Source organism: Streptomyces sp. NPDC058221 (assembly GCF_042882365.1).
GTDB lineage: Bacteria > Actinomycetota > Actinomycetes > Streptomycetales > Streptomycetaceae > Streptomyces.
Map to the genome: position 1 here is coordinate 1 of NZ_JBHVWF010000044.1, position 7,654 is coordinate 7,654.

General features: G+C 68.9%; 10 protein-coding genes and 1 pseudogene. 8 read left to right on the forward strand and 3 right to left on the reverse strand.

What is annotated here, in order from left to right:
* Positions 1 to 83: 83 nt before the first annotated feature.
* Positions 84 to 1,154, reverse strand: a complete 1,071-nt coding sequence (locus ACFVW8_RS16515; RefSeq protein WP_389690433.1) for a saccharopine dehydrogenase NADP-binding domain-containing protein — start codon at positions 1,152 to 1,154, stop codon at positions 84 to 86.
* 150 nt (positions 1,155 to 1,304) lie between these two features.
* Here ACFVW8_RS16515 and ACFVW8_RS16520 point away from each other — a divergent pair, with 150 nt between their 5' ends.
* Positions 1,305 to 1,886 carry a TetR/AcrR family transcriptional regulator gene (locus tag ACFVW8_RS16520; protein ID WP_389690435.1) on the forward strand — a complete coding sequence of 194 codons (582 nt, stop codon included), beginning with the start codon at positions 1,305 to 1,307 and terminating at the stop codon, positions 1,884 to 1,886.
* A 33-nt stretch (positions 1,887 to 1,919) separates the two neighbouring features.
* Here ACFVW8_RS16520 and ACFVW8_RS16525 read toward each other — a convergent pair whose 3' ends face one another.
* Positions 1,920 to 2,288: a VOC family protein gene (locus ACFVW8_RS16525; RefSeq protein ID WP_389690437.1), complete on the reverse strand. Its 369-nt coding sequence runs from the start codon at positions 2,286 to 2,288 to the stop codon at positions 1,920 to 1,922.
* A 315-nt stretch (positions 2,289 to 2,603) separates the two neighbouring features.
* Between ACFVW8_RS16525 and ACFVW8_RS16530 the strand changes: the two genes are divergently transcribed.
* From ACFVW8_RS16530 to ACFVW8_RS16540, 3 genes are read left to right on the forward strand one after another with little or no spacing between them, the layout of a single operon-like run.
* Positions 2,604 to 3,140 (forward strand): DUF5709 domain-containing protein, encoded by a 537-nt coding sequence (locus tag ACFVW8_RS16530; protein WP_389690439.1) that lies wholly within the window; start codon positions 2,604 to 2,606, stop codon positions 3,138 to 3,140.
* A gap of 10 nt (positions 3,141 to 3,150) precedes the next feature.
* On the forward strand, positions 3,151 to 3,654 hold the full coding sequence (locus ACFVW8_RS16535; protein WP_389690441.1) for a GNAT family N-acetyltransferase: 504 nt from the start codon (positions 3,151 to 3,153) through the stop codon (positions 3,652 to 3,654).
* Positions 3,655 to 3,705: 51 nt separating this feature from the next.
* On the forward strand, positions 3,706 to 4,104 hold the full coding sequence (locus tag ACFVW8_RS16540; RefSeq protein WP_389690443.1) for a VOC family protein: 399 nt from the start codon (positions 3,706 to 3,708) through the stop codon (positions 4,102 to 4,104).
* A gap of 21 nt (positions 4,105 to 4,125) precedes the next feature.
* Here the strand turns inward: ACFVW8_RS16540 and ACFVW8_RS16545 are convergent.
* Positions 4,126 to 4,427, reverse strand: a pseudogene (locus ACFVW8_RS16545) (hypothetical protein); the annotation flags it as partial.
* 154 nt (positions 4,428 to 4,581) lie between these two features.
* Between ACFVW8_RS16545 and ACFVW8_RS16550 the strand changes: the two are divergent.
* From ACFVW8_RS16550 to ACFVW8_RS16565, 4 genes are all read left to right on the forward strand, one after another.
* Complete coding sequence (locus ACFVW8_RS16550; RefSeq protein ID WP_389690445.1) at positions 4,582 to 5,160, forward strand: hypothetical protein; 579 nt, start codon at positions 4,582 to 4,584, stop codon at positions 5,158 to 5,160.
* Positions 5,161 to 5,521: 361 nt separating this feature from the next.
* A complete protein-coding gene (locus tag ACFVW8_RS16555; protein ID WP_389690447.1) occupies positions 5,522 to 5,971 on the forward strand; it encodes a hypothetical protein in 450 nt (149 codons plus the stop codon).
* 519 nt (positions 5,972 to 6,490) lie between these two features.
* Complete coding sequence (locus ACFVW8_RS16560; protein WP_389690492.1) at positions 6,491 to 6,655, forward strand: DUF1737 domain-containing protein; 165 nt, start codon at positions 6,491 to 6,493, stop codon at positions 6,653 to 6,655.
* A 725-nt stretch (positions 6,656 to 7,380) separates the two neighbouring features.
* Positions 7,381 to 7,599: an MbtH family protein gene (locus tag ACFVW8_RS16565; RefSeq protein WP_389690494.1), complete on the forward strand. Its 219-nt coding sequence runs from the start codon at positions 7,381 to 7,383 to the stop codon at positions 7,597 to 7,599.
* Positions 7,600 to 7,654 lie beyond the last annotated feature (55 nt).

Sequence of the window (7,654 nt, forward strand, 5' to 3'; positions counted from 1 at the left end):
CAGCAAGCCTCGCCCGTGGTGCCGAGGACGGCGCAGTCCGGCCGGTGGGTACCGGGTGACTTCGTCCTCAGCCGAGGATGAACTCACCTCCGGCCGCGGTGGCCAGCTCGGGGCCGAGGGCGGCTGCCGGCGTATAGGCGCCGGGCTTGGCCTCGCCCCGCGCCAGTCGCAGGGCGGTCTCTGTGGCGACATCGGCGGTGTAGTCCATGCCGTCGCCTGCCCGCAGCCAGCCCTCGCGGACGGTGCCGTCGGGCCAGGTGATGACGGCGTGTCCCCAGGAGTGCTGTCGGGGCCGGGGGGGCGGCCTCGGCCGTCATCCCGGCCATCTGGCGGATTGCGAGCCGCCGCAGGGCCGGGACGGACACCAGCATCCCGAGCACCGGCAGTGCGGTCCGCGCGGCGAACGAGGCCGGAACCAACGCCGAGGTGACGGTGACCGATGGTGCTCCGCTCGCCCGCTGGGCGGCCAGGAGCTCGCCCGACGGTGCGCCGGCGGACTTGACGGCCTCTCCGTCCGGGAGGGCGATGTGCTGCGGGTCCGCGCCGAGCCGGGCTCTGACCAGACGTCCACCGCGGTAGCGACGTCCGCCGGTGGCCAGCACGTCGACGCTGCTGGTGGCGAAGGCGGCGCCCATGACTCCGGCCTCGGTCGCCACCGAACCCAGGGCGTCGACACGTACCTCTTGTGGGGTGGGCCTGCCCTCGCACAGTTTCGCCACGACGGCTTCCGTCGCCAGGACGCCGAATCCCGCGCCGGTCACGAGCGTGCTGCCCGCATCGCCCGCCTCGCGATGCAGGGACAGCAACCGGGGGATGGCGACCATGTCGGCAGCCATGTCCACGTAATGGCCGCCCGGCATGCAGGCACGGGCGATCAGTGCGCCTGTCCGTGCGTATTCGCCGAGGGTGTTGACCACCACGGCCGGCCGCTCCCGGGTGATCTCGGCCGCGATCCGTTCTGCCGTGTCGGCCACGACGAGCTTCACGTCGTCGCCCTTGCCGAGGGCCGCGCCGGCTGCGTGAAGTCGCTCCTGATCACGTCCGACCAGCACGGGTGTGACCCCCTGCGCCGTGAGGCGCGCGGCGACCGCACGGCCGATCCGGCCCGTGGCACCCAGAATCCACACCTCGTCGGTTCGCGTGTTCGGTGTCATCGGCGCTCGCTCCTCAGTCCTCTTCCGGACTCCCTCCGGCGAACGCGCCCGCCGGCGGTCCGGGTCCATGGTGATGTCTCACTGTGTCATCGTGTGGTGCTCAGATTAGCACCGACGGCACACTGAGACATCACTTGGTAGAGTCGGGTCATGGCGAGATGGGATCCCGGAACGGAAGAGCGGCTGACGAAGGCCGCACTGGAGCTCTACAGGGAGCACGGATACGACAGCGTGACCGTGACGCAGATCGCCGAACGCGCCGGCATCACCCGACGCTCGTACTTCCGCTACTTCCCCGACAAACGTGAAGTCCTGTTCGCGGGCTCCGAACGGCTACCCGTCGCGGTGGCCGAGGCGGTGCTCGGTGCGGACGAGGCCGCTTCCCCGCTGTCCGCTGCCCTCGACGGCCTCGCCCGGGTCGGCGCGCAGCTCGTCGCGTTCATCGATCGCGCCGCGGACCGCCGCGCCGTGATCGACAGCAGCGCGGAACTCCAGGAACGCGAGCGCACCAAGATGGCCGCGGTCACCACAGCGGTCGAGGACGCGCTCAAGCGGCGCAACGTGGACGCGGCCAAGGCGGGGCTCGTGGCCCAGATAGCCGCGGTCGCCTTCCAGAGGGCGTTCCTTGAGTGGGTCGACACGCAGGGGCGGGAGGACTTCCCGTCCTGCCTGCGGACGGCCGCCACGGCGCTCCGGGAAACACTGACGTCGGATCTCGAAGGCGGGCACTGACGCGAGGGCCGGCCGAGCAAGCCGTGCGCGTTGTCAGGCGCGGATGAAACAGAAGGGGTGGCCGGCCGGGTCGGCGTACACGCGAAATCCCCTCCTGCCGCCGTTGTCCGCCAGATCGAGGGCCGTTGCCCCGAGGGCCAGCACGTCCTTCTCCCGGGCTTCCATGTCCTCGACATCCAGGTCGAGGTGGATCTGCTGCGAATGCTCCCCGCCCGGCCACCTCGGTGCCACGAAACCGGGGGCCCGCTGGAACGCGAGCCGCAGTCCGTCCACGAACAGGTCGACCCAGTCTGCGTCCGGGGCGCCTTTCACCTCGCCGCCCAGCACCTGGGCGTAGAAACCGGCCAGCGCGTGGGGGGCGGGGCAGTCCAGTACGATCGTTCGAATCTTTGCCAGGGCCATGTTTGCTCCTCGAAGGACGGTTCGCCGACATCGGATGCACGCGCCTGCTCGGCGTGCGGTCCACCCGGGATGGGTGCCCGTCTGACGCATACGGAAACAGGACGTCAGCCCAGCCGCATCGGGTCCTGACAGCTCGGCCCCGGATTACGGCGGCACGGCCGGGCGCGCGGGTGAGGACCGCGCTGGGCGACACCTCGTACACAGTGTGTGCACCCGACCCACGCCACGCGTTTTCCTTCCGCGCATTCGGCGACGAGGGTGCACCCTGGCAGTGCGGGCAGGGAGCCCTGCGGGCGTCAACGAGAGGAGCGGCCCATGTCCGGGGAAGGACGCGGAGACGATGTGTACCAGCCGACCGATTCGGATGTGGACGACCAGCCGACGGACGGTCCTGATCCGGAGAACGTCATCGGCGAACCCGATCTCGACGACATGCTGGACACCGGATACTCGCCACCCGAACGGCCGCTGGGCGTGACGAAGTACGGGACCACCGCCCTGGAGCAGGAAGCCGGAGAATCCCTCGATCAGCGGCTGGCCCAGGAAGAACCTGACCGGGGCCCTCTCGCGGACGGCACGGCCGGCGAGACCGATGGGCAGCCGGAGGACAACGGTCCGCAGGAGGGCGAAGCCGGCTCCGAACGCGCCGGGCGCATCGCGGAAGCGAACGAGGACGACAGCGGTGACCTCCACAACAGGGTCCTGGGCCGGGACGTGGGCATCGACGGCGGTGCCGCGTCCGCGGAGGAGGCCGCTGTACACATCAAGGAGGACGGCGCCGAGGAACGGCGACTGCACCAAAGCAGGGCGCTGCCTCACCCGACGGCACACATTCATCGGCCGACGACGTAAGGGCAGGTACATGTCCAGTTACGGGACGATGCCGTTCCACCTCGAGACCGAGCGGCTGACACTGCGGCCGTGGGCGGAGTCGGACGCCGCCGAGTTCTGCGCCCTCCTCTCCGAACGCGGCAAGGGGATGCCCACGGTCGAGCACATCAGGACGGCCATCGAGGAACTGCTCACCGCGACGGCGAACACGGGGATCGCGCTGCTGCCCATCGAGCGTCGTGGCGAAGGCGACTTCATCGGCTATTGCGGGTTGATCATCGGCCGCTCCACGCTGGAGGAGCCCGAAATCGCGTACGAGTTGTTCCAGCGCGCGCACGGGCGTGGCTACGCCACCGAGGCGGCCGGCGCGGTGGTCGATGCCGCCGTTGCGACCGGACGGCAACGTCTCTGGTCGACCGTCGGCGCGTGGAACACGCCCTCGTTGCGTGTTCTTGAGAAGCTCGGGTTCCAGCGGGACCACGTATCCATGGAGGACAACGGCGAAGTGGTCTGGCTCACGCGCTCGTTGCCCTGAGACGGCATTGCTCCCGATCAGTTCCCCGGCAGGCCTACTAGGCTCGCCCCCGTGCTGCGACTCGGAATCCCCGTCATCGGCGTCACCGACCTTCCCCGCGCCACGGCCTTCTGGACCGCGGCCCTGGACCTGGTCGCCACTCCGGAATGGCGGAGCGGGAAGTGGCAGACGCTCAACTTCGCCGACGGTTCCGGCCGGGCCCTCGGACTGCAGGTCAGTACGTCCCCGCCCGAGACGCGACCCCGTCTTCACCTGGATCTGTACGTGGACACGGCACAGGAGCAACAGACGGAGGTGCGCCGGCTGACCGGACTCGGCGCTAAGGCCGTCGACTGGGAGCTCTACCCGGCCGAACCCGACTTCGTTGTCCTGGCCGACCCCGACGGCAATCTCTTCTGCATCGTGGACCTGAGCAACGCACCCAGCGGTGGTGACCGCCCGGCGCACTGACTCCGCCGGGCCGGACACCCGTCAGATCACGCGGAAGAGGTCGGCGCCAGCGTGGACGTCGGTGAGATCCTCGATGGAGCGGAGGTTGTCGCCCAGGGTGTCCAGGACCGAGCCGGCCTCGGCTGCGAGCGGAGCGCCGACGGCCACGCCGAAGACACGGAGCCCAGTCGATGCTTGGCGTCGTTCCAGCCGCGCATCCACTCCTCGGGCACTCCGCACTCGTCGTCGGTGATCATCACGATGTCGCCGCGCAGGCCGGCGGCGTCGTTGAACTCCTCCTCCAGCAGTTCGCAGGCTGCCGTCAGGGGCGCCTGGTAGCTGGTTTGCAGCTTGCGCTGATGAGGCGCCGAGGAGTGCCTACTTCCGTATCGCACCTTGGCGAGCGGAGGCGGCGTGCGCCGTACTCCCCCGCGCGGCGGAGATGAATCATCATGCGGGATGACGTGCCGGGCCGGGCGGTGGGCGAGATTCGGGGTCATGACGCCGACGGATCCCGCCCCGCCTGAACCCCGCCTGCCGCCACCGTCCCGGCCGCCGGTCCCGCCACCCTCACGCTGGGCGGTCCGCGCCGCCCATGTCGCGGCCTGGTCGACCGTCCCCTCCGGGGTGTGGCGCATCGCGCTCGTGCTCGGGGTACCGGTCGGCGTGATGGAGCGCGAGGAGTTCCTCGCCGCATTCCCCAACCGCTCCCCGCTGATCGGCCTGGCCTACGTACTGCTGATCGGTGCGGTCGCTGAGACCGCCTCGTACTTGACGCTCGGCCTGATACGGCCCTGGGGGGAGGTGGTGCCGCGGTGGATTCCGCTTTGCGGAGGGCGTCCCGTCAACCGCAGGCTCGCGGTCCTCGCCGCTTCGCTGGGAGCCCTCACAGTCACCGTCCTTTGGTGGGTTCTCTTCTTCGGTGGACTGCTGACCGCCCCCAGCCCGGACCCCGGCGTCTCAGCCGGTGAAGTCCTCTTTGTCGCCGCCTACGCGCCCCTCCTGCTGTGGGGCCCGCTCCTGGCGGCGGTGACCTGGTCATACCACCAACGGCACCAGGCCGGCCTGAAGTTGTGATCAAACTCGGGGTACGTCAGCGTGCGGGAACGGAACCTGGTGGAACGTCGGGCGAGACACTCAGCCAACTGTCCTACGAGTGGCGGCAGTTTATCTGTCCGCATCTGCCGATAGGTGAGTACGGTCCGTACCCCCGGCGGATGCGGGCTGTCCCATGCTCCGGCCGCCGACCAGTGCCTGTGCCGCTCGTACACGGTTGAGTGATGCAGCAGTTCCTCGTGGGCACAGGCAGGGCGGCAAAGGTGCTGCACTGACAATCTGGTGCCCACCAACCGCCCGGGCTGCCGGTGGAGGCGGTGACGGGCTGTCGATCGCCCGGGCGCAGGAGCACGGAGTGGCAACCTCTGAGGGGAGAGCTTTGATGGACATTGCTTCGCTGCCGTTCGTGGATGAGCACGCCGAGGTCATCGCGGCAGAGGCCGAGGATATCTGGCGTCATCTGGGTGAAGTCTTGGACGAGTCCTTCTCACGCCCCGGCATCGCCGGTTACGCAAGGCTGGTCGGGTCCGCTGACCGTACGGCGTCCGGGCCGCGGCCCCTTGCCGCAGGCTCGACCTTGCCCGGGTTTCGAGTGGTCGCCGCAGTTCCGGGACGTGAGCTGGTCCTGCAGGGAACCCATCGCTTCTCGACCTATGCCTTGGTCTTCCGCCTTGAGCACGTTGGCCTGGGTCGGTCACGGTTGAGGGCCGAGAGCCGGGCGACCTTCCCCGGCCTGGCCGGTGGCTTCTACCGACGGCTCGTCATAGGAACGGGTGGACATGCGGTCGGTATGCACCGGCTCCTGTCCTCGATCCGCAGCCGATCCGAATAGCGCACACTCATGCTCAGGTCAGTCCCGGAACTGCCTCCAGCATCAACAGTCGACAACGCCGCCGTATCAGTCGAACGTGCCTATGCATGCAGATGACCAGGTTGGCCAGCTGTCTGTTGAGCCAGGAGCTGTTGGTCGGGGTGCAGGCCATCTCCACGTTGTAACGCCGCTGCCCAGGTGCCGACGCGCTGGCACTTCTTCGTGGCCAAGTGCGCGGGCCATGGACGATGTCGTGGGGCAGCCCGGACGACACCTCTTGCGGCACTCCAGCTCATGCGCGCCGGCGACCTGCCGTGCTCCATGGAGCGGCCGGCGGTCATGGAGGGCGGGACGATCCATGCCTCCATGAGGGAGACCGGACTCACCGAGGGGCGGCCCGGGGCATGCTCCGTCCGTCGGTTGCCGCCCCGACGGCGACCTGGCGGCGCCAGGATCCTGCCGGGCCGGAGCCCCGCACACCAGAAGCTCGGCCCGCACATGGGCTGAGCTCCTTTCGGAAAGAGCACACCACCCCACGGACTGCCCGTCTACCGAGTCGTGACCGGCCCGGACGACGCCGCGTTCTGTCGACGCGTCAGCGAAGCGATCGGGCTCGGCTACGAACTGCACGAAGGTCCGGCCATCACCTTCAACGGTGAGAACGTCATCGTCGCCCAGACGCCGGTCCGGCGAACGATGCCGTAGGAGTCCCTTGCCGGATGCGGTGGTGCCCGGCGCGTGACGGGAGGAGCCCGCACGGTTCAGGTGGGTCGTGCGGCCTCCTGTCCCGTTCCGGTCTCGCCACGCGGTGCACGGCTGGCATGGGCGCAGCGCCGTGTCCTCGGACCTCCCGGAGCCGTTGACTGCTTGCGCGCCCGGTGCGGCCGGTCGCACGCCCGACGACCCCGGCGACGGATCCCGCCGCCGCCCGGCCTTGCGGAGCGCGGTGCGGGCGGGGCGCGTACCCGGCGCACGGGAGCGCGCTGTGATCTCGGCGTGTCAGAAAGTAAGCGGGCGTGCGCCAGCGGCTATCCGGTTTTGATCGGGTCGTATTCGGAGATATTCACACAATCAGGACATGGTGTGGCTGAATGTTTCCGTTCATGCCTGGTTGTCGCAGGTGCCAGGCGGGGCTCCGCCCTTGTGGGGTCATTGGATAGGTGCAACTAATAGGCCGAATTGGCGTCTTGGGTCGTCAAGGGTCCTCTATTGTGATTGGCGTGAGCGGGCGAAGCCGGGGAAGTCCGGCTTCGCCGTCGATGTAACGTCGGTATCCCCAGGCGTGACGTATCTCCGCCCTGTGTGGTCGAGATCGCACTGTAGGGGGCGGGCGGTTCGGCGGGTGACTGCAGAGAATGATCGACGCAGTACACCTGGAAAAGGCTGATGAACATGCCGTGGAAAGTGCGAGAACAGGTGGGGGGACGGTCGTGACCAATCCTTTCGATGACGAGTCGGGGCGGTTCGTGACGCTGGTGAATGGCGAGGGTCAGTACTCGCTGTGGCCGGCGCACATCGATATCCCGGGCGGATGGCGCGTCGATGGCGCGGAAGGTTCGCGTCAGGAGTGTCTGGATGCGATCGAGGCTGTGTGGACCGATATGCGGCCCACCAGCCTGGTGCAGTTGATGGAGGTCGACGCCGGATAGGAGGCGTCAGGGCCGTCGTGGGTGCCGTGTACCGCCACCCGGGCGGGTAGGTGTC